This window comes from Shouchella patagoniensis, assembly GCF_002019705.1.
In the GTDB taxonomy this organism is placed as follows: Bacteria; Bacillota; Bacilli; order Bacillales; family Bacillaceae_D; genus Shouchella; species Shouchella patagoniensis.
Genome location: NZ_KV917377.1, coordinates 211757 through 231777 on the forward strand (window position 1 = coordinate 211757; position 20021 = coordinate 231777).

Annotated in this window: 22 protein-coding genes, 1 pseudogene and 1 riboswitch; of the genes and pseudogenes, 9 read left to right on the plus strand and 14 right to left on the minus strand. The window is 39.3% G+C overall.

Annotated features, from left to right (window positions below):
* The first annotated feature begins 191 nt into the window (after positions 1–191).
* On the plus strand, positions 192–317 hold the full coding sequence (locus tag BK584_RS25275) for a hypothetical protein (RefSeq protein ID WP_281255716.1): 126 nt from the start codon (positions 192–194) through the stop codon (positions 315–317).
* Positions 318–1106: 789 nt separating this feature from the next.
* On the opposite strand, the gene BK584_RS01225 is transcribed toward BK584_RS25275, so the two are convergent.
* Positions 1107–1343, minus strand: a complete 237-nt coding sequence (locus BK584_RS01225) for a WGxxGxxG family protein (protein ID WP_078390902.1) — start codon at positions 1341–1343, stop codon at positions 1107–1109.
* Between the two features lie 21 nt (positions 1344–1364).
* Positions 1365–1874, minus strand: a complete 510-nt coding sequence (locus BK584_RS01230) for a DUF3231 family protein (protein WP_078390903.1) — start codon at positions 1872–1874, stop codon at positions 1365–1367.
* Positions 1875–2374: 500 nt separating this feature from the next.
* On the opposite strand from BK584_RS01230, the pseudogene tnpA reads away from it, so the two are divergent.
* A pseudogene (tnpA, locus tag BK584_RS24980) lies at positions 2375–2796 on the plus strand (IS200/IS605 family transposase).
* A gap of 599 nt (positions 2797–3395) precedes the next feature.
* Entirely contained in the window at positions 3396–4211 is an 816-nt protein-coding gene (locus BK584_RS01240) for a uroporphyrinogen-III synthase (protein ID WP_169870978.1), read from the plus strand.
* Between the two features lie 198 nt (positions 4212–4409).
* Here the strand turns inward: BK584_RS01240 and BK584_RS01245 are convergent, their stop codons facing one another.
* A complete protein-coding gene (locus tag BK584_RS01245; protein ID WP_139365586.1) occupies positions 4410–4880 on the minus strand; it encodes a BCCT family transporter in 471 nt (156 codons plus the stop codon).
* 195 nt (positions 4881–5075) lie between these two features.
* Here BK584_RS01245 and BK584_RS24400 point away from each other — a divergent pair, with 195 nt between their 5' ends.
* Positions 5076–7319: a BclA C-terminal domain-containing protein gene (locus BK584_RS24400; RefSeq protein ID WP_245808783.1), complete on the plus strand. Its 2244-nt coding sequence runs from the start codon at positions 5076–5078 to the stop codon at positions 7317–7319.
* Positions 7320–7425: 106 nt separating this feature from the next.
* Entirely contained in the window at positions 7426–7656 is a 231-nt protein-coding gene (locus BK584_RS01255) for a WYL domain-containing protein (protein ID WP_078390906.1), read from the plus strand.
* Between the two features lie 2 nt (positions 7657–7658).
* Here the strand turns inward: BK584_RS01255 and thiD are convergent, their stop codons facing one another.
* The 3 genes from thiD to pssA form a co-directional block, all read right to left on the minus strand.
* Positions 7659–8477, minus strand: a complete 819-nt coding sequence (gene thiD, locus BK584_RS01260; protein ID WP_078390907.1) for a bifunctional hydroxymethylpyrimidine kinase/phosphomethylpyrimidine kinase — start codon at positions 8475–8477, stop codon at positions 7659–7661.
* An 88-nt stretch (positions 8478–8565) separates the two neighbouring features.
* Positions 8566–8665: riboswitch (TPP riboswitch) on the minus strand.
* A 23-nt stretch (positions 8666–8688) separates the two neighbouring features.
* Entirely contained in the window at positions 8689–8964 is a 276-nt protein-coding gene (locus BK584_RS01265) for an HU family DNA-binding protein (protein WP_054711529.1), read from the minus strand.
* A 245-nt stretch (positions 8965–9209) separates the two neighbouring features.
* Positions 9210–9749, minus strand: coding sequence for a CDP-diacylglycerol--serine O-phosphatidyltransferase (pssA, locus tag BK584_RS01270; RefSeq protein ID WP_078390908.1), 540 nt, complete (start codon positions 9747–9749; stop codon positions 9210–9212).
* Between the two features lie 103 nt (positions 9750–9852).
* Between pssA and BK584_RS01275 the strand changes: the two genes are divergently transcribed.
* Complete coding sequence (locus BK584_RS01275; protein WP_078390909.1) at positions 9853–10659, plus strand: phosphatidylserine decarboxylase; 807 nt, start codon at positions 9853–9855, stop codon at positions 10657–10659.
* Between the two features lie 17 nt (positions 10660–10676).
* Here the strand turns inward: BK584_RS01275 and mnhG are convergent, their stop codons facing one another.
* The 8 genes from mnhG to BK584_RS01315 form a co-directional block, all read right to left on the minus strand.
* On the minus strand, positions 10677–11063 hold the full coding sequence (gene mnhG / locus BK584_RS01280; RefSeq protein ID WP_078390910.1) for a monovalent cation/H(+) antiporter subunit G: 387 nt from the start codon (positions 11061–11063) through the stop codon (positions 10677–10679).
* Positions 11050–11325, minus strand: a complete 276-nt coding sequence (locus tag BK584_RS01285; RefSeq protein WP_078390911.1) for a Na(+)/H(+) antiporter subunit F1 — start codon at positions 11323–11325, stop codon at positions 11050–11052. Before BK584_RS01285 ends, mnhG begins: the two co-directional genes overlap by 14 nt.
* Positions 11318–11803: a Na+/H+ antiporter subunit E gene (locus tag BK584_RS01290; RefSeq protein WP_078390912.1), complete on the minus strand. Its 486-nt coding sequence runs from the start codon at positions 11801–11803 to the stop codon at positions 11318–11320. Before BK584_RS01290 ends, BK584_RS01285 begins: the two co-directional genes overlap by 8 nt.
* Positions 11804–11807: 4 nt before the next feature.
* Entirely contained in the window at positions 11808–13289 is a 1482-nt protein-coding gene (locus tag BK584_RS01295; RefSeq protein ID WP_078390913.1) for a Na+/H+ antiporter subunit D, read from the minus strand.
* Positions 13282–13620 carry a Na(+)/H(+) antiporter subunit C gene (locus tag BK584_RS01300; RefSeq protein ID WP_078390914.1) on the minus strand — a complete coding sequence of 113 codons (339 nt, stop codon included), beginning with the start codon at positions 13618–13620 and terminating at the stop codon, positions 13282–13284. The genes BK584_RS01295 and BK584_RS01300 overlap by 8 nt, the downstream gene beginning before the upstream one ends.
* On the minus strand, positions 13620–14054 hold the full coding sequence (locus tag BK584_RS01305; protein WP_078390915.1) for an MnhB domain-containing protein: 435 nt from the start codon (positions 14052–14054) through the stop codon (positions 13620–13622). Before BK584_RS01305 ends, BK584_RS01300 begins: the two co-directional genes overlap by 1 nt.
* On the minus strand, positions 14051–16462 hold the full coding sequence (locus BK584_RS01310) for a Na+/H+ antiporter subunit A (protein WP_078390916.1): 2412 nt from the start codon (positions 16460–16462) through the stop codon (positions 14051–14053). Before BK584_RS01310 ends, BK584_RS01305 begins: the two co-directional genes overlap by 4 nt.
* A 515-nt stretch (positions 16463–16977) precedes the next feature.
* Positions 16978–17118: a sporulation histidine kinase inhibitor Sda gene (locus BK584_RS01315; RefSeq protein ID WP_078390917.1), complete on the minus strand. Its 141-nt coding sequence runs from the start codon at positions 17116–17118 to the stop codon at positions 16978–16980.
* A 394-nt stretch (positions 17119–17512) separates the two neighbouring features.
* On the opposite strand from BK584_RS01315, the gene BK584_RS01320 reads away from it, so the two are divergent.
* From BK584_RS01320 to aroE, 3 genes are read left to right on the plus strand one after another with little or no spacing between them, the layout of a single operon-like run.
* Entirely contained in the window at positions 17513–18028 is a 516-nt protein-coding gene (locus BK584_RS01320) for a YqeG family HAD IIIA-type phosphatase (RefSeq protein WP_078390918.1), read from the plus strand.
* A gap of 2 nt (positions 18029–18030) precedes the next feature.
* Positions 18031–19155, plus strand: coding sequence for a ribosome biogenesis GTPase YqeH (gene yqeH, locus BK584_RS01325; RefSeq protein ID WP_078390919.1), 1125 nt, complete (start codon positions 18031–18033; stop codon positions 19153–19155).
* Positions 19156–19187: 32 nt separating this feature from the next.
* Entirely contained in the window at positions 19188–20009 is an 822-nt protein-coding gene (gene aroE / locus BK584_RS01330) for a shikimate dehydrogenase (RefSeq protein WP_139365587.1), read from the plus strand.
* Positions 20010–20021 lie beyond the last annotated feature (12 nt).

Sequence of the window (20021 nt, forward strand, 5' to 3'; positions counted from 1 at the left end):
CCTTTTTCTATTGTTCTGACAAGTGCTTTTACCTAAACTAAGTGACTACTGGAAGGGAAACTCAATTTGCAAAATGATCTTGAAGGGGACGGGAATACCTGCTGCAACGATAAGTTCCACAAAGAGGTACATTTTGAGGACCTAATAGTAATCAATAACGAGGAAAGCTTACCTGACGATCTACTGTAATTTTGGGGTTTGGTTACGACATAGACACGGTTGATTTATTTAAGCGCGGTGGTCATGTCGATTTAATTACATTAAATCAACAAGAGAGTATTGTTTCGCTTGGTGATCAAGTTGACTTAATAACATAATTTTCTAAGATGGACTTCTCCAGCTCTTTCATTAAGTTTTTGCTGGAATACCAAGTCTGAAGTAAAGCTTCTCGCTAGAATCAAGTATAATAATGTTTTATGTTGTCAAAAATTATATTGAGCGGATATTCATCCGTTTCAGTTTCATTAATCTCTAGCGACCACTCTTTTAGAGGGGTTATTTATCTTCTTCGTATTATATAGAGAAATTTCATGTGTCGGATAAAACTAATTTCAGAAATTCATTAATGTTAAAAGCAACGGTAAAGGTTTTCTATTATTATGTTAAAAAAATATTTAAATTTGTTCTAATAAATATGAGATCACATATAAATATTAATATAAAACACCTACATGTTTTTCCCTAACCGTCTTGCCGGGCGGTTTTTTTACGTTAGTGAAGAATAGTATTTATTTAGTGAATAAGATGTATTAGAGTCGCACCGCATAAATCAGGTATACAATCGTTCTTTCTGTATATATTATTAATGCACTTATTTGTGTTGGGCTCTTTTCTAAAGGAGACCAGTTCACCTCATTCGATAAATCCCCGCAAAAGTGGGGAAACTTACTATTTAGATGTATAAATTAAAAATAAATTGTTCACTATAATTAATGTGTGTTCCCCTCCAGGATAGCACGCATCACGACTCCAGCCGCCCATATCCCTGGGGTGGCTTTTATAGTGCTTTGCTTCAACTAAGCCAGAACTAAGGTGTAAACGTGTATCGTTGTTAGTGATAATAAACCTAAAAAGTCGCCCCGTTAGGAGCGACATATAATAATTTTTTAACGATCGTCTCTTTTTCTGCCACGAAGACCTATAAGGCCTGCTAATCCAAGTAAACCAATCCAACCCCAATCATTTTCATCATCGTCAGTATTAGCTGTATTAAAATTTTGAGCATAGGGTTCGTTGTTATTGTAGTTGTTATCATTGTTGTTTTTACCGTGTGCTTCTGTCCCTAAAGTGGTCATTAGAGTCAAAGAAAGAATGCACAACACAACAGTTAGTTTCTTTTTCATGAATTTTTCTCTCCTTTCAACCTATTTTTCTGTTTCGGAGTGATGTAACGGGGGAGGTATTAACCATCCTTTTTCTTTCGATAGTTTTAGAAATTTTGCGCCAAGTGTAGCTTTTGCCATATGAAATTGACCAAACATCATGGCAATGTCTTCGCGAATGGACTGTGCCATGATTTGACTACATGTAACAAGTCCAGTCGCTGTTGCACCAGCAGCAGTGGCTGCTACATCAGGATCGGGGAAACGAGCTCCGACTGGAATATCATTTAAATCCACTGATGGTGGTTCTGGTGCAGCTGGTGGTATAGCCACACCATTCGTTTTAAGCAACTCTGAAATTTGTTTAGCCTCTGATTTTGCAGCATCAATGGATTCAAGCAATAGTTTCTTAAGATCATTATCACCAACATGATTTAGAAACATTTGTGTATCAGCAATATTTTTGTTACAAACCATTAAATAATTCCAAGTACTAAAAACCTCTCCATAATGCATTGGCTCGTCTTGCGGGTTACCACCCATAATTCCCATAGCAATCCTCCTAAGTAATTTCATTTTTTGTGCCACCTTTCATTTCGCACTTCTATAAGCTTGTCCTATGTTAAGAGAATTATGTATATCTAAATCAATTAATGTTTGAACATATTTCATGTATAATCTCTTGAGTCTCGAGCACTATAATGTTATTCCTTATTGATCTTCGTTTCTAAGGGCAATGCATCACTTAATAAAACCACTCTTTAAGTAGAGTGGTTTTAATTAATTTTCATTAAAAATACGTACATAAAAAGGAAAAACGAGTATAAGCTATGTTTACCCATAGCTCCTATAAGTGTTACCACAACCGCTCATTATGAGCGGCTTATTTTATTAAAGGTTATAAAACCACGTGCTCTGCACGTGTTTATAGGGTGGTAAAGTGACAGAAAAAATCTCCTACCGATATAATAGCAACTTCTATATCGAAAGGAGATCAATTCATGTTGAGTGACAACAGTTTATCACACACAAGGTAGAGTTGTAAGAATCATATCGTATTCATACCAAAGTACAGACGTAAGCTTATCTATGGGAAATTGAGAAAAGATATAGGAGCGATTTTGCGTAGGTTATGAGAGATGAACGTTGTGGAAATCAATGAGGCACATGCAATGCCAGATGATATCACATGTTAGTGAGAATACCTCCGAAAAAGTCAGTTTCGTATTTCATGGGGTACTTGAAAGGAAAAAGTTCCCTCAGATTCATGATCAACATGCTCATTTGAAATATAATCAAGGTAATCGAACATTTTTGTCGAGGTGAATATATAAAAGTCACTATAATTAAAGGTCCATTTACTGAAGAAAACATTAATAAGTGCTACGATTATCTTGTTTATTTATATAAGAAGAAGTTAAAAGAAGAAAGAAAAAAGAGCCGATCAAATGATAATAAGTTCCCTACAAAGTAGACACTTAAAAAGTGAAAACGTGGAGGGAGCTTTTTTGACGAGAAAATTAAAACTAGAACGAGTACTTTTAATAAAAAAACTTGATCAGAGGTATTCTTGTGGCTGGTTGATTCAAACCTATCAATTAATTACATATTGATCGAACCACATGCGTCGCCATTATGAACGCAATTGCCAATATGGCTTTGGACAGCTTAGAGGTCAAGAAACAAAATAAACGCTACTCGAAAGCCTTAACAACTGGCCTAAGCCTATCTTAACGGCCAAGGGTCGCTCATGTCTTTAAGCGCTACATACATGTTTGATGAGTTAAGCCGTGACGTTGATACGTATATGTACTCCTATAACGAAAAGCGTATTACATTAAAAATGGCATGACTCAATAGGAATCAAGCCAATCGTAAACGTTGATTATTTACTTGACAGGGTCAGTTCACAAATAGAGCAAATTTGAAAACTTATATATTTACAATATAACCAGATTGATCTTGATTGTCAGATATAGCGCTTCTAATTATGTAGTGAGGCAGCTTCAGCTGTTCTGACAAGTGCTTTTACTTTTGCTAAACTAAGTGTAAGAAAGTGAAAGGGGAATGTGTATGGGACATTTAACGGGCTTTCATGTTGCTTTGACAGCATCAAGGAAGACAGATGACATGCAGGCACTATTACATAAGCAAGGGGCAACTTCAGAAGTACATTCAATGCAAGGGACGGTAGCTGCGGACCCTGGTACAATTGCTGAACAAATCAAACAAGGACTAGAAAGACAAGTGGATTTTTTTGTATTTACTACAGGAGTTGGTGTTGATGCACTTTTGGAAAGTGCAGAACAAATTGGATTATATAAAGAATTTTTCCTACAACTGAAATCCAGTTCAATAATTGTACGGGGTTACAAAGCCTTAGCTGCTTTAAGAAAAGTAGGTATTGAATGCGATATTATTTCTGATGACGGTACGATTGCTGGATTAGTGCCTCAACTTGAAGGCATAGAATTTAATGGGAAATGTGTTGTTGTACAGCAATATGGGGCGCCGTCGCCTTCTTTAGACTCATTTTTTGAACAAAATGGAGCGAATGTGATTCATTGGCTACCATATGTGCACTATCCACCAAAAGCAGAACCTATTGAACGTTTTATTACTGAACTACTCGATGATCGGTTTTCAGCAGTTTGTTTCACAACTGCTCTTCAAGTGAAGTCTTTATTTACTCATGCAAGTATTATTGGTGAAAAAAATAATCTAGTCACTCAATTTTCTAAAGGGACAATCGCCGTTGCTGTTGGTAAGGTTACTGCTGAAAGCTTATTGGAAGAAGGGGTACATCGAATAATAACTCCTGAAAAAGAGCGGATGGGTGCCATGGTGATAGAATTAGCTCATTATGTAAAATTAAAAAAAGAGACGTAAAAACACAGCCAGAGTCTATTCGGACTCTGGCTGCTGTTACCTCTAAATACAAAAGGTGTTTTCTTTATTGCTTAGGATTATCTTGTGGCTTTTGAACTTTTTTAGGTTTATGTTCTTTTCGTTTTTCTTTTCTTCTTGTTTTAAACGTTTGTTTCTTCTTTTTCATGTTGATTTTTAAATTGACGTAGCTCTGCATTTTCACGCAGTAGCCGTCGGCGTTTTACTTCTTCTTTCATTCATTCCTTCCTGAAGTAAAACTTTGAAAAGCGATATAACCATCAGTACCATAACAATAGAGAATGGGAAAGCAACAACAATCATCGTATTTTGCAACCCTTGCAAACCACCACTATATAATAGAGCAGCTGCAGTGGAGGACATTAACACACCCCAGATAATTTTAATTCTATTTGGGGGATTTAATGAGCCGTTTGTTGATTGACTACCAAGTACATGAGTAGCGGAATCACCAGAGGTAATGAAGAAGACGGCAATTAGAAAAATTGTCACGTATGAAGAAATGGTACTAAATGGCATCGTCTGCAATACATCAAATAAGGCTTCTTCTTCAGCAAGTGCTGAGATAGTAGCAGTTCCTGTAGATTCAACTGTCGTCACTGATTCAAGTTGACCGGGAAACACAAAACCAATAATAATAAAAATTGCCAAAATCCCAAGAGTCACGTAAAACACAAGTAAGTCACAGTATTTTTCTTTATATGTAGAGAAGGATGTACTTAGTCAATTGATTTATCCATAAAAAGTATATTTTCTTAAAGTGTAAGCAGGTCGCACAATCACATTTACTATTATGCACATATGATTATATAGCTATTGCAAAAATTACTTGAAAGGAGTCTTGATGTGAATTTTTTTAATTGTGATGATGATATTCAACACTTTTTACGTACTCCAAATAATGGAGGATCTTCTTTTCGTCAAGGCCCAACCGGCCCAACGGGTCCAACTGGACCACCAGGTGGCACTACAGGAATTACTTCAATTACCGGTCCTACAGGACCAACAGGACCGACCGGAGCAACAGGACAAGGGTTTGATGGAGTTGTGCCATTTGATCCAACAACGGCACCTACGTTATTAGCGGGTGACCTAGTATCATTTAATGGGAGTATTTACGAAGTCCTTGTAGATGCGCCAACAGGAACGCCTGGAACATCTCCAGATTTTGCCTTATTGTTGGCAGGAATAACGGGTCCAACCGGAGCAACTGGAATAACGGGAGCAACAGGGGTAAATGGAGTAACCGGAGCAACGGGAGATGCTGGAGCCACCGGAGTAACAGGGGATACCGGAGCGACAGGAGCAACGGGAGCCACCGGAGCAACCGGAGTAACGGGAGCGACCGGAGAAGCTGGAGCGACTGGAGTAACAGGGGATACCGGAGCAACGGGAGCCACCGGAGATATCGGAGCAACAGGAGTAACGGGAGCGACTGGAGTAACAGGAGATACCGGAGCGACTGGAGTAACAGGGGATACCGGAGCGACAGGAGCCACCGGAGATATCGGAGCAACAGGAGTAACGGGAGCGACTGGAGTAACAGGAGATACCGGAGCGACTGGAGTAACAGGGGATACCGGAGCGACAGGAGCCACCGGAGATATCGGAGTAACGGGAGCGACCGGAGCAACCGGAGAAGCTGGAGCGACTGGAGTAACGGGAGCCACCGGAGTAACAGGAGATGCTGGAGCCACCGGAGTAACAGGGGATACCGGAGCAACAGGAGCGACCGGGGATATCGGAGCAACAGGAGTAACGGGAGCGACTGGAGAAGCTGGAGCGACTGGAGAAGCTGGAGCGACTGGAGTAACAGGAGATACCGGAGCGACCGGAGCAACGGGAGCCACCGGGGATATCGGAGCAACAGGAGTAACGGGAGCGACTGGAGAAGCTGGAGCGACTGGAGTAACAGGGGATACCGGAGCAACGGGAGCCACCGGAGTAACGGGAGCGACCGGAGAAGCTGGAGCGACTGGAGTAACAGGGGATACCGGAGCAACGGGAGCCACCGGAGATATCGGAGCAACAGGAGTAACGGGAGATACCGGAGCGACCGGAGCAACGGGAGCCACCGGAGATATCGGAGCAACAGGAGTAACGGGAGATACCGGAGCGACCGGAGCAACGGGAGATACCGGAGCCACCGGGGTAACTGGAGCAATCGGTGTAGGACTTGATGGAGTCGTGCCATTTGATCCAGCAACAGCACCAACGTTATTAGCAAGTGACTTAGTATCATTTAATGGAAGCATTTACGAAGTACTTGTAGATGCGCCAACAGGGACGCCTGGAACATCTCCAGATTTTGCGCTATTGTTGGGAGGAATAACGGGAGCAACGGGAGCCACCGGAATAACAGGAGATACAGGGGCGACAGGAGCAACAGGAGCCACCGGGATAACCGGAGATACCGGAGCCACAGGGGTAACCGGAGCAATCGGTGTAGGACTTGATGGAGTCGTGCCATTTGATCCAGCAACGACACCAACGTTATTGGCAGGAGATCTAGTATCGTTTAACGGAAGTATTTATGAAGTGCTTGTTGATGGACCACCAGGATCACCAGGAACATCTCCAGATTTTGCGCTATTGTTGGGAGGAATAACGGGAGCCACCGGAGCAACAGGGGTAACGGGAGCCACCGGAGCCACCGGAGCCACTGGGACAGGAGCAACGGGAGCAACGGGGACATCCCTCACTTCAACTTATGCTTTCGGTACCAATGGAGGCACGACAATTGCAGTGCTTTTAGGTGGTACGACGGTGCCGGTACCAGCAAACCAAGCGGTGTCTGGGATAACTCCAACTGCTACTGGCTTCTCAATTATTACACCTGGAACTTACAGTATCGCTTACGGAGTTAACTTAACGGCAGGATTGCTACTTGGTCTTCAATTAACAGTGAATGGCGTTCCATTAGCTGCTTCCCAGGTGGCGCCAGGAGTAGCCGTAACAAATATTTCTGGTAATGTGATTACGACACTTGCGGCTGGAGCTGTAGTCGAGGTACAGTTATTTGGACTGATTGGAGCAGCTGTATTAGTTGCTGGTCAAGGTGCTTTCTTAGAAATCATTCGAATAGCTTAGTGAAAAAAGCTCATCCATATGGATGGGCTTTTTTATATCGAATAGTAAAATTCTGTTGACGAACTTATGTTCTTGTTTTAAAATATTAAAAAGGAGAGTGGTGGATATGATTCAATGTTTAAATAAAGCTGCAGATGAGCATGGTCGATTGGAATTAATTTACGAAGCAAAAAATAAAAAGCTAACTCATCGTGAAGTCACTGTATATACCATTAATGATACTCATGTCTTTTGTTTTTGTCATTTAAAACAAGCTTACCGAGCATTCGCTCTTAATCAAATTTTATCATGTGCTGTACCTAGAAATAGGGCTAGAAAAACATCGCTTATTGGTTAATATTACGAGTTTCTAGGCAATCCCTTTAGACGGTGAGCCCAATGGTTAGTTGGACCATAGCCTTTCCCTAGATTAAGAGACCATGCAATTGCATCAGAAGTAAAGGCTTTTGCTTTGTGGACTGCTTCTAATAGAGAGGTCCCTTTTGCGACTTCTCCACAGATCGCAGCTGAAAACGTGCAGCCAGTGCCATGTGTGCTAGTTGTATCTGTACGGGGAGCATCTAATATAAATGCACCTGTTTCTTTGCTATAAAATAAATCAATTGCATCCCCTTTAAAACTTCCCCCCTTCACAACGGCACTTTGTGCACCAAGCTCCGTCACAATCTTTATTGCGGCTTTCTTCATATCTTCACTAGTTTCAATGTCCATTTCAACTAAATCTTTGGCTTCGGCGATATTCGGGGTGACTATTGTTGCCAGAGGAATAAGTGTTTCTCGGAGTGTTGCACGAACATTTTCTTCTAGTAATGGATCTCCATTTTTAGCCATCATAACAGGATCGCATATATAAGGTATTTTTTTATTTGCCGACAGTTGCTCCTTTAATAAATACATCATATCCGGTTGAGCAATCATCCCCGTTTTTATTGCATGTGGATAGATATCTGTAATGACAGCTTGAAATTGTTGTTCGATAAATTCAAGTGGAAGGTGATGTATGGCTTTAACTCCAGTTGTGTTTTGAGCGACTAAAGATGTCAGTACGCTCATCCCATATACCTCTAGTTCTTGGAATGTTTTTAAATCAGCTTGTATGCCTGCTCCTCCAGTTGGGTCTGTCCCGGCAATAGTTAAGGCACGATAGATTGTTGGCACGAAAATTCATCCTTTCCATTCCATAAAAAAATAGCCGTCTCAAAAGAGGCGGCTATTTTTTAGCAAGGTACGACTGATACGACCGAGTCGGTTGCTTGTCCCACTTCCCTACGCTAGGTTTAACTAGATCAGGTTGAAGAGTTAAAGGATTACCTTTTCTCAGCATGTACGCACCCCTAGTGGAATTTATCATATGTGTTTGATTTGGTTCTTATTCGTTTACTGCGTCTTTAAGTTGTTTACCCGGCTTAAACGCAGGATTTTTTGTTGCAGGAATTTCAATTTCTTGACCAGTTTGTGGGTTACGACCTTTACGAGCAGAACGCTCACGTACTTCAAAGCTTCCGAATCCTACAAGTTGTACTTTGTCACCTTTAACAAGTGATTCTGTAATTCCTTCGAATACCGCATCTACAGCTTTAGATGCATCCTTCTTAGAAATCTCCGCTTGTTCTGAAACTGCATTGATTAGATCTGTTTTGTTCATTTGAAAAAACTCCTTTTCTTATCTTAAAGTAGCTTATTATTCTAGCTTGCAGAATAACACGTATGCCAAAACCGCAAAAGCAGGGCAGCAGTACTGCCTGCCCTTAATTTACTCATGAATCCCATTGGTGTCAAGACATAAGGGGTAAATTAAAGCAGATCGGGTAGATTTACATGCAATTTAATCCTTTTGTCATGTTATTACAACTTCTATTAACCATCAGTACACGAATAAAAAAGAATATGTTATACTTTTCTGACGCGAAAATTACTTATCATAAGTCCGGATAAAGAAATGGTAATAGCAATAAAAACGGTGGATGAAAGGCTTTGGTTAAATAGCGTGAAAAAAGCAAGTAAACAGCCAGCAGCTGTAATTGGAAGACCAATGAATTCATTTGGTGAATCCGTGATATTAAAACGTGCTAAACGTAAAGCGCCACAAAGAATAAATAACACAACGGCTAGGCCGCCTGTAAAAGAGAAGGGCACTAAACTGGCTTGATAAACAAGTAAAGCGGGTGCGACACCAAAAGAAACAAGGTCACTTAATGAGTCAAGTTGCTTTCCGAGTTCAGTTTCAATATTCATCTTCCTTGCAACTAAACCATCAAAGCGGTCGAATAATGCAGCGACGGCAATAAATAATAGACCCATGCGAATACTTCCCTGTAAAGTAAACATGATGGCAGTAACACCAAATCCTAAATTAATGAGGGTTAAGATATTAGCAAGTTGGCCTTTTATTTTTTTGCTAGTTAGGTAGATCTGGTTTAAAAGAAACACGTATGCATCACCTCTTTTCGAGCTTTATTACGTGCTATAATACCAAAGTATACCATACATTCAATATAAATGATTTGATAATAAGTCGGTAAAAGGTGATTAGATGAAAAAAAAGATGTTTCGAGTGTGCATTGAATTAACAAATCATAAATGGAGTTCTGCATTGTTAAAGCGATTTGCTATGTCAAAAATAAGCCGACCATTTAATCCATTATTTGTGAAAACATATCAGGTAAATATGGATGAGTCTGCACGATCGCTGGATTCATTTGATAACTTACATACTTTATTTACTAGGAAACTTAAAGTGGAATCACGACCTATAGCTCCAGGAGATAGAACTGTAGTTGCACCAGTAGATGGACAATGCTCAGAACATGGAATATTAGTTGAAGGTCAGAAATTTCTAGTAAAAGGACAAAGCTATTTACTTCATGAAATGCTGCAATCGAAAGAGGAAGCAAAGAAGTTTGAGAACGGCTATTATATGGTTTTTTATCTCAGTCCTGCTCATTATCATCGAATACATAGTCCATTCAATGCGATTTGTAAATCGGTTAAAACGGCGGGTAATAAATCCTATCCTGTGAATCATCTTGGTCTTACATATGGAAAAAAACCACTCTCACATAACTATCGCCAGATCACGAAGTTAGAAATGCTTTCAGGGATTTGTACGATGATAGAAGTCGGTGCAATGAATATTAATAGTATTGTACGAATAAAAACAGATAAAAAATGGCTAAAAGGAGAAGAAACTGGATATTTCTCATTCGGGTCAACTGTTGTTCTTCTTTTTGAACAAGGAAGTTTCCAGCCAACTCTCAATGTTGACGAAGTAAAAATGGGTGAAAAAATAGGTGAAATGGTTGATGAGAAGGTTAAAAACGCCTGCGGAACTTTTCCGTAGGCGTTTTCTAAATAGAATTAATGGTGTTGTTTCATTTCCGGTTTCTCGTTGTTTCGTTTAGCTTCTTCTTCATAGAAAGGTTTCATGTCATCTCTGACTGAGGACGAGTGCATTTTAATACCTGTTCGATAAGCAGAACGGGAAATAACAAGAGCGGCAATAGGGACTGTTATAAAAACAAAAAGAATGGTCAATAACAGTTTGCCTATAAACTGGTTGTGTTGTGTTAAGAAGTAGAGAAAGGTTGCTGACATAATCATCATAATGCCAAAGGTAGAATTTTTACCTGTGGCATGAAGGCGTGAGTACACGTCAGGTAGGCGAATGATACCAAGTGCGGCTAATAAGCCGAAGATAGAACCAAGAAGCGCTAATATACTTATAATCCATTCAATCGTTGTCAAACAAATTCCCCCTCTCTAAAAACTTGGCAATAGCGACAGATCCAACAAATGCAAGAATACCAACAACTAAGACAACCTCAGTGTAAGCCATTGTATCTTGCAACATCATGAGGATGCCTACAAAGCCAATGAGCAAAATTCCAACCGTATCAAGGGCAACAATGCGATCGTGCATTGTAGGACCAAGGAGAGCACGTATAAAGCAAAGGAGAGCAGCAATCCCAAGAATGATTAAAGCGATTGATAGGATTGTATTAAACATGACGACGGGTCACCTCCAGTATTCCTGCTTCAAACGTTCTTTTCACTTGATTAATTAAGCCTTCTTTATCTTCGGCATTTAAGGCATGAACAAAAATATAATTTCCGTCCTCCGAAAACTCGATGGATAAAGTACCTGGAGTCAACGTCATCATTACTGCAAATAACGATTTTTCCGCACGTGTTTGAAGTTCGGTTGGGACAGCTACAATTCCAGGTGCGATTTTCATTTTTGGGCTTAAAACGATTTTTACAACATCAATATTGGCGATCGTTAATTCTTTTGCAAATACAAGTAGTAGTTTGAAAAACGACCAGACGCGATGCATGTAAAAATAGCGACCTTTAAAACGTATTAAAGTTAATACGACGAGCATTCCTATTAAATAACCAAAGACAAAATCAACTGCACTGAAACTATTTTGAAAAAGCATCCAAAGAAGAGCAACTGCTAGATTGATCATTAATTGAAAAGCCATCTAATCACTCCCCTAGAACCGAATTAATATAGATTTCTGGGTTAAGCAGTTGATCAGCTACATCAAGTGAGTAGTTGAAAACAGGTTCAGCTGCAAAACCTAAGATAATTGTTAGTGCGACGAGTGGAACGATAGCGAATAACAATTTAGTAACTGATACAGAAGCCTGTTCTTTCGAATGGGCTTGTTCTCCCCAGAAAGCATAAACGAAAATCTTAATCATTGAGAAGAGGGTTAAAAGACCCACAACTAAAGCTACAGTGGCGATCCCGTAACTTTCAATAACTAAGCTTTCTCTAATAAGAGGAAACTTACTAAAGAACCCTGAAAGGGGAGGGATACCTGCTAGGGACAATGCAGAGATGAAGAACATCCAAGCGAGCCAAGGATGAGTTTTCAGTAAGCCACCCATTTTCTTTAGATCCGTTGTACCTGTAATTTTTTCTGTTGCTCCTGCGAATAAGAAGAGTGCTGTCTTTACAATGATATGGTGCGCGATATAGAAGATCGCCCCTGCAATAGCTATTCTTGTATAAAGACCTAGCCCCATAACCATATATCCTACTTGACTAATAATGTGGTAGGAAAGGATTCGTTTAAAGTCAAATTGGGAAACGGCACCTAATACACCGAAGAACATCGTGAATCCAGCAACCCATAATATAAATGTATGGGTGAAGTCCGGATCATGAATGAAAATGAGTGTAAAGGAACGAATAATCGCGTAAATTCCAACCTTTGTTAATAGACCTCCAAAGAGAGCCGCTATGGCTGAAGGAGGACCATAATAAGACCTCGGAAGCCAAAAATAAAGTGGGAATAATGCTCCCTTCATTGCAAAAACCAAGAAAAAGATCATGGCAACAATTTGCAACGCGCCTGTTTGTTCGAGCTCACCTACACGAACTGCCAAGTGTGCCATGTTTAAAGTGCCTGTTATCCCGTATAAATAAGCAAGTCCTACTAAAAAGAGTATGGAAGCAAATACGTTAATCACTGCATATTTAAAGGATTCACGAAGCTGGTATTTGGTTCCTCCGATTACGATCAGAGCATAAGAAGAAAGCAACATAACTTCAAAAAATACAAACAGATTAAACATATCTCCTGTTAAAAACGCCCCATTCACTCCAGTTAAAAGAAAGAAGTAAAAAGGATAAAAGTAAAACTTTTCACGCTCTGAATGTAGCGTATTAAATGCAAAAAATAAACAAACAACCCCAACAATAGCTGATAAAAGAACCATAAATGTTGAAAATAGATCAGCTACAAAAACGATCCCAAATGGAGCTGTCCAGTTTCCGAATTCTAGTGTTATTACTCCAGTTGTGTATGCTTCATAGGCTAGAAAAATTGCTATTCCAAGCATTGCAAAGGAAGTAAGGGCACTTATCATTCTTTGCGTTTTTCTATACCTAACAAGCAATATTAAAAGCGCTCCTACCGCAAAAGGTAGAATTACCGGGAGCATGAGTAGATTATTCATCTGCAGACCCCCTTAACTTCTCTAAATCATCTGTATTATGCACTTTATATGTTCGGTAACCCAGTACAACTAGAAAAGCTGTAATTCCAAAGCTGATAACAATCGCTGTTAAAATAAGCGCTTGTGGCAATGGATCTGTGTAACCCCCGTCTGCCATGTGTTCCAGCGGAGGAGCATCAGCATTTAAGCCTGCCATTGTTAAAATCAATAAATGCGCACCGTGCGAGAGCATCATGATTGCAACAATGACTCGAAGCAAACTGCGATTTAACAGCATATAGGTTCCGACAGCGAAGAGCACACCGATGACAATAAACATTAAAATTTCCATCAGTCTTCATCCTCCGCAACTGTAAGTGTAATAACCATTGCAACTGCGACTACGACTAAAAAGATCCCTAAGTCAAAAGGCAAGGCAGTTGTTAGTTCAAGTTCCCCAAAGAAAGGAAACGTGTAATAACCAAAGAATTGTTCCAGATAAGCATCTCCAAAGATGATTCCGATAAAGCCAACACCAAGAGTGATTAATAACCCAATCGCTACTACTGGTACAAAAGAAATCTGAATGACATCATTAGCTGCTTTTCGATCAAAAACAACATAAATTAACATCAAGGAGCACGCAGCAGTTAACCCACCGATGAATCCACCGCCTGGATCATTGTGTCCAGCAAAAAACAGATAAAATGCAAATGCTAATAAAAAGTATGTCGTTACGACAATTAACGTTTGTTGCAAGACATCATGTGATTTTGAGTACTTCATACGTCCTCCCCTCCTTTAAAGCGATGTTTAACGAGCATAATTACAGCTAGTGCCACAATCCCAAGAACAAGAACTTCAAGCATCGTATCGAGTCCACGGAAATCAACTAAAATGACATTGACCATGTTTGTTCCGCCACCTAGTTCATACACATTTTCAATGAAGAAGTCTGAAATAGATGTTAGACCTGCATCTGTGCTTAGTGAATAAGCACTAATTCCAACAACTGTTACTGTAATACCCACAGCGGCAGATACGATAATATTAAACGTCTTTTTTGAAGCTTTGACGGTTTCATCAGCCATTTCGGGAAGATGTCTAAAAGCTAACATTAATAAAACCACCGTTACAGTTTCAATAAGAAGTTGGGTTAAAGCGAGGTCTGGTGCACGCAAAATGACAAAGAACAATGCCATTATGTAGCCAATTATCCCAGCAAAAATAATTAAAGTTAGTCGTTTTTTGATGAAGGGTAGGCATAAGCAAGCCATTATGAAAACAACGGCAATGACAACCATAAAAATTGGTAATTCAGCTAAATTAGCTGTATTGAGATTCCAAGCATCGGCATACCAGAACGTCCAACTTAGAAGAAGTACGATAAAGATAGACATATACAAGAAGTAATCTCGTAATAATCCTGTCATCTGCACTCTTGTAATTGCTTGCGAACCAGTAATTAAACCATCTAAACCTTTATCATAAAACCAATGAAGTGGATCACGTTCCCTTTTATAAATTTCTAATTTAGACCATTTCTTCATAAGTAGGAACAGACCTGTACCAAATAGGACAACACCAATTGACATTAAAAGTTCAGTATTAAATCCGTGCCATAAATAAAAATCCACAGCTACATTGTCAAGAGTTAATGTAGGTATAATACTCGTTACAGCTGGAGCAATTAGTGAATCAGCAACTATATTAGGGAATAAGCCTAAGACGATAACAAGGGACCCCAATAAAAGTGGGCTAATTAACATCCCTAATGGTGCTTCATGTACTTTTTGGTCAAAATTTTCTTCTTTAAATGTACCTAAAAACGTTTTGACAAACATGATTAAGCAATATAGAAATGTGAATATACTTGCAATCCATGCAATGATTGGCAACATAAATCCAATGCTGTTTGCAGAGAAGAAGTCTGCTTCTGTTGCTCTTAACATTCCGGTAAAAAACATTTCCTTTGAGATAAAACCATTAAATGGAGGTAAACCAGCCATGGATGCTAGTCCAACAGCAGAGATAACAAAAGTAATTGGCATAATGGTCATTAATCCACCAAGCTTTTTAATATCTCTTGTACCTGTTTCGTGATCAATAATGCCTACTGTCATAAATAGGCTTCCTTTAAAAGTTGCGTGATTAATTAAGTGAAACAAAGCTGTCATGATGGCAACAGCGTAAAATGTAACTGCTTCTCCGTCTGACACGAAAAGTGCTGCAGAACCAACGCCTAAAAGACTCATAATAAGACCAAGTTGACTAATGGTTGAATAAGCGAGAATCCCTTTTAAGTCTTTTTGTCGAACAGCTGTTACAGATCCATAAGCTAATGTGATTAATCCAACTATAATTAATGTCCAAAACCAAACGGCCTGTCCTCCAAAAACAGGGGTAAGACGAGCAACCAAATAGATGCCGGCTTTTACCATAGTTGCAGAGTGTAGGTAAGCACTAACTGGAGTAGGAGCTTCCATCGCATCAGGTAACCAGATATGGAATGGGAATTGAGCAGACTTAGTAAAAGCTCCTAGAAGTACAAGAATCATAGCAGGCAAAAAGAGTTGACTAGCCACAACGGCATCTACCTGTCCAATGATTTCCCGTATACTAAATGTGCCTGTAATACCATATAGAATACAGAACCCTGCTAACATAGCGAAACCGCCAAAAACAGTAATTAGCATTGATTTTTGAGCACCGTATACTGATTTTTTTCGGTGGTACCAGTAACTAATTAAAAGAGCAGAGGCTAAGCTTGTTAACTCCCAAAAGATATATAACGTTATTAAGTTGTCAGTTAAGGTTACCCCAAGCATCGCACCCATAAAAATGAGTAAGTACGTATAAAAATTTTGTAACCGTTCTGTAGCTTTATTTAAATAATAAATGGAATAGAGCACAACGAGTGACCCGATTCCAGAAATTAATAAAGCGAAGATAAGGCTAAGTCCATCCAAATAAACATCAAAATTAATACCTAGGGATGGGACCCACGGCATCGAATGTAGAAGTGTTTCTCCGTTTGATGTAATTGGCAAGTAAGACAAGAAGTACACAAATATAATTGTGGGAACTAGCAGGACAATCCAGCCAGTATGGAGTCTTTTTGTGTATGGGTAAATGATCGGTATTACGATGGCCATCAAAAATGGAATTATAATGGCTATGTGGAGACTGGACATGTCATTCCTCCTTCAAAAGTTTTAAAAAGTAAGTTCCAAGGTCTTCGCCATTATAACTTAAAAAAAATGTCGATGCACCCCTAGAGCATTAGGGATTTATAGTTTTGTTTGTGCATTTATATAAGAATAAATGCGTCTTAAAAAAGAAAAAATTTTTATGAATAGATACGCTTAAAATTGCCCATTCTATAAATAAAACTGGAGGGCAAATCTATTCGAACAAAAAAGAAGTCAATTGTATGCATAGGGATATTTACGGTTGTTCTGCTTTTTGGATGGTGGACAAATGATATAGTTGAAAAGCATCGTAACCAAGAACGACAAGGCTTTTCTACCCAAAATGTCGACCTTTATGAATTCGGTCCCCGTGAATATATAAAATTCATTCCTCAATCAGAAATAATCGAAGAAGATGAAAACAATTAAAAATAGCAAAAAGCCAACTAGTTAAGCTAGCTGGCTTATTGTTGTTTCTATTAAAATAATTATTACTTTAAGGTGCGGCTTTTTTACGATTAAGAAGAGAGTCTGACCTGATCAGTTAGAGAACGACGTAGCAGTTCAGCATGAATTATGTCAATGAAGTCTTTGTTAAGTTCAAGTTCAACTGCTTTGTGATAAGTTTCGATTAAGAGTTCGTCTGATAAATTCTCCATCTAACTCCTGCTTACAAATAGCAGGTTCACCTCCCCATCGGTTTAAGTGAGCGCACCTCTCAACATATGATTGTAATTTGTATCCTACCATGAGAGAGTGAATAGAACAACCGTTCGATTTATCCACATTGACTAGTTGATAACCTGTGGGTTAATTGTGAGTTTGTTTTTGAAAGGGTTGCTCTATTCGTGTTTATAACGTTAACAACTTTATCCACAATTGTGGAGTGTGGCTGGTTTTGTCGAAAAATTTTGTGAGGATGATGTTTATGTCGAATGCTGTATTGAGGGAAAGAAATGTTCGATTGTAGTTTTGTTTGAAAAATTATAGAATCAGCGGTATAGTTGATGTTTGATCAGTTTATTTGATTTAGTTTAGAAAAGGGGTGCTGACGTGTTCAGCCAATTACTTCCAAATCAATATGTGAAGAGCATTTATGATATCGATTTAGACGCATTAAAAAACCGTGGCATTCGTGCTGTTATTACTGATTTAGATAATACATTGGTAGAGTGGCATCGTGAAGAGGCGACACCTGAAGTGAAAAATTGGTTTACTAAATTAGAAGAAACGGGCTTGAATGTGACGATTGTATCTAATAATACAGAAAAGCGAGTAAAGGCTTTTTGCGATCCAGAGCAAAAAATCTTTATTCATGGTGCGAAAAAGCCAAGTAGAAAGGCTTTTCGTAAGGCTTGTAAGCAAATGGATGTACGAACTGATGAAGCGGTTGTTATAGGAGACCAAATCTTTACAGACGTGCTTGGAGGTAATCGAGCTGGTCTTTTTACGATTCTAGTCGTACCTGTTGCTAAAACAGATGGATGGATGACGCAATTGAACAGGCGCATGGAACGCATTGTATTAAGATGGATGAAGAAAAAAGGTCAAATTCATTGGGAGGAATAAGCATGTCTGAAACAGAAACAGAGCAAGATTGGCACTGCTCCGGGTGCGGTGTTAAAATTCAATCAGAGGAACCAAAAAAAATCGGTTATGCACCATCTTCAGCGTTAAAAAGGGATGTTGTCGTATGTAAACGATGTTTTCGTCTCACTCATTACAATGAGATCCAACCAGTTGCGATTGAAGATGACGAATTTGCAGCGATGTTCCATTCATTGCATACAAAAGATGCGTTAATCGTAAAAGTAGTTGATATTGTAGATGTATATGGAAGTTGGATCTCTGGTGTACAACGTTTTGTAGGGAAGAATCCGGTCTTACTTGTCGCAAATAAAGTAGACTTATTGCCTAAATCAACGAACCGAGGAAAATTAACCAATTGGTTAAAGAAGATGGCAAGTGATGAAGGATTAAAACCGCTTGATGCGATGTTGATGAGCACAGTGTCAAACGAGGGCGTGGAGGAAGTCATTAATCGGATTGATGAACTCCGCAAAGGCAAAGACGTGTATGTTGTTGGTTGCACAAATGTCGGGAAATCATCTTTTATTAATAAAATACTAAAATTGCATGGGCATGAAGGCGACCACTTTATTACGACATCCCATTTTCCTGGAACGACATTAAACTTAATTGACATCCCGTTGGGCGATGAAAAATCATTAGTTGACACACCTGGTTTAATCAATCGTCATCAAATTGCCCACTTGTTAAGTCCAAAAAGTTTAAAAGCCATAACTCCTAAAAAAGAATTAAAGCCTACTGTGTTTCAATTAAAAGAAGAGCAGACCTTATTTTTGGGTGGGTTAGCTCGGCTTGACTTCATAAAAGGTGCTCCATCATCGTTTGTTGTCTATGTCGCAAATGATCTGCATATTCATCGAACAAAACGTGAAAAAGCAGATGATTTATTTGAAAATCATGCTGGTGTTCTTTTAACACCTCCTTTTAAAGAAGAAGGGGAAGTTACCTTTGAGCTTAAGAAGCACACATTTAAAATAGGCGCTGAAGCAACGGATATTGTCTATTCTGGCCTTGGTTGGATACGAGTGCAAAGTGAAGGTGCTACGATTGAAGTATATGCCCCGAAAGAAGTTGGGGTAAGTGTTCGTCCGTCAATTCACGCATAATACGGATTAACAGTGGACAGGAGGGCATTGGTATGAGGAAATTTGGATTAATTGGACACCCAGTCAGTCATAGTAAAAGTCCGCAAATACATGGTGCTGCTTATCAGGACTTAGGAGTTACAGCTGAATATGTAGCTTTTGATATTCCTGAAGACAATCTTGCAAAAGCGATCGAAATAATGAAAGTAAATGGCTTTGAAGGTTTAAATGTGACCATTCCTCATAAAGTAAAAATAATGGAGTATTTGGATACAGTGGGTGAGGATGCAACATTGATTGGGGCAGTTAATACGATCGTCAAAGAGGGCGATCGATTAGTTGGACGAAATACAGATGCGGATGGCTACATGGAATCGTTACTTGGAGCATTGAGGCAAAGCACCTTGGCAAACTCCAACGTACTTGTTATAGGAGCTGGAGGAGCTGCAAGAGCGGTTGTGTATGGCTTAACGAAACATGATGCCAACATTACAATTGCTAATCGTACGCTTCACAAAGCTGAACAACTTGCGATGCTATTTAGTTCAGCAAACGTGGAAACAGTTACGATTGCGGAAGCGGAAAAACAACTGGCTAAGTTTGATATTGTCATTAATACTTCTTCGGTGGGAATGTATCCAGACGTAACGAATCAACCAATCGATGTGACTTTTTTGGCAATGGAAGCCCTTGTGAGCGACTTAATTTATAACCCGCTTGAAACGCAATTGATAAAAGCAGCAAAGCAACGTGGAAATCCTGTGTTGACTGGGGTGGAGATGTTTGTAAACCAAGCCGCTCTTTCCATTTTCCATTGGACAGGGTTAACAGCAAACCGTGAGAAGATGAAAGCAGAAGTGCTGAAGCACTTATAATAATGGAGGCAA

Coding starts and splice junctions, on each gene's coding strand:
- BK584_RS01265 (WP_054711529.1), bottom strand. CDS start 8,964: ATGAACAAAACAGATCTAATCAATGCAGTTTCAGAACAAGCGGAGATT.
- BK584_RS01310 (WP_078390916.1), bottom strand. CDS start 16,462: ATGTCCAGTCTCCACATAGCCATTATAATTCCATTTTTGATGGCCATC.
- BK584_RS01230 (WP_078390903.1), bottom strand. CDS start 1,874: ATGGGAATTATGGGTGGTAACCCGCAAGACGAGCCAATGCATTATGGA.
- BK584_RS01285 (WP_078390911.1), bottom strand. CDS start 11,325: ATGTTTAATACAATCCTATCAATCGCTTTAATCATTCTTGGGATTGCT.
- BK584_RS01255 (WP_078390906.1), top strand. CDS start 7,426: ATGATTCAATGTTTAAATAAAGCTGCAGATGAGCATGGTCGATTGGAA.
- BK584_RS01225 (WP_078390902.1), bottom strand. CDS start 1,343: ATGAAAAAGAAACTAACTGTTGTGTTGTGCATTCTTTCTTTGACTCTA.
- BK584_RS01290 (WP_078390912.1), bottom strand. CDS start 11,803: ATGGCTTTTCAATTAATGATCAATCTAGCAGTTGCTCTTCTTTGGATG.
- BK584_RS01295 (WP_078390913.1), bottom strand. CDS start 13,289: ATGAATAATCTACTCATGCTCCCGGTAATTCTACCTTTTGCGGTAGGA.
- yqeH (WP_078390919.1), top strand. CDS start 18,031: ATGTCTGAAACAGAAACAGAGCAAGATTGGCACTGCTCCGGGTGCGGT.
- BK584_RS01300 (WP_078390914.1), bottom strand. CDS start 13,620: ATGGAAATTTTAATGTTTATTGTCATCGGTGTGCTCTTCGCTGTCGGA.
- BK584_RS01315 (WP_078390917.1), bottom strand. CDS start 17,118: ATGGAGAATTTATCAGACGAACTCTTAATCGAAACTTATCACAAAGCA.
- BK584_RS01305 (WP_078390915.1), bottom strand. CDS start 14,054: ATGAAGTACTCAAAATCACATGATGTCTTGCAACAAACGTTAATTGTC.
- BK584_RS01275 (WP_078390909.1), top strand. CDS start 9,853: ATGAAAAAAAAGATGTTTCGAGTGTGCATTGAATTAACAAATCATAAA.
- BK584_RS01240 (WP_169870978.1), top strand. CDS start 3,396: ATGGGACATTTAACGGGCTTTCATGTTGCTTTGACAGCATCAAGGAAG.
- aroE (WP_139365587.1), top strand. CDS start 19,188: ATGAGGAAATTTGGATTAATTGGACACCCAGTCAGTCATAGTAAAAGT.